This window comes from Actinocrinis puniceicyclus (assembly GCF_018283645.1).
Lineage (GTDB): Bacteria > Actinomycetota > Actinomycetes > Streptomycetales > Catenulisporaceae > Actinocrinis > Actinocrinis puniceicyclus.
Genome location: NZ_JAGSXH010000398.1, coordinates 1 through 429 on the forward strand (window position 1 = coordinate 1; position 429 = coordinate 429).

Below are 429 nucleotides of genomic sequence, written 5' to 3' on the forward strand. Positions count from 1 at the left end.
GCTGAAACAGTCCGTCTGCCTGTCGCCAGAGGCGCCCGGCAGCAGGCATGCAAACAATCATCACCGGAGACCCATCCATGGACCGTCGTTCCATCCTCAAGCACGCAGGCATCGCCGGCGTCCTGGCCGCCGGCGCAGCCCCCGCTGTGCACGCCCAGGCCAGCATCCGCTGGCGCCTCGCATCCAGCTTCCCCAAGTCGCTGGACACCATCTACGGCACGGCGGAAGTGTTCTCCAAGAAGGTCAGCGAAGCCACGAGCGGCAAGTTCCAGATCTCGGTGCATGCCGGCGGCGAACTGATGCCCGCCTTCGGCGTGGTGGACGGCGTGCAGAACGCGTCGGTCGAAATGGCGCACACGGCGCCCTACTACTTCTACGGCAAGGACCCGACCTTCTGCCTGGGCTGCGCCGTGCCCTTCGGCCTGAACG

General features: G+C 66.4%; 1 protein-coding gene. It reads left to right on the forward strand.

From position 1 onward, the window contains the following. Window positions 1-77 precede the first annotated feature (77 nt). Window positions 78-429 (forward strand): twin-arginine translocation signal domain-containing protein (locus KGA66_RS29465; RefSeq protein ID WP_211472930.1); only part of this gene is annotated, 352 nt, incomplete at its 3' end.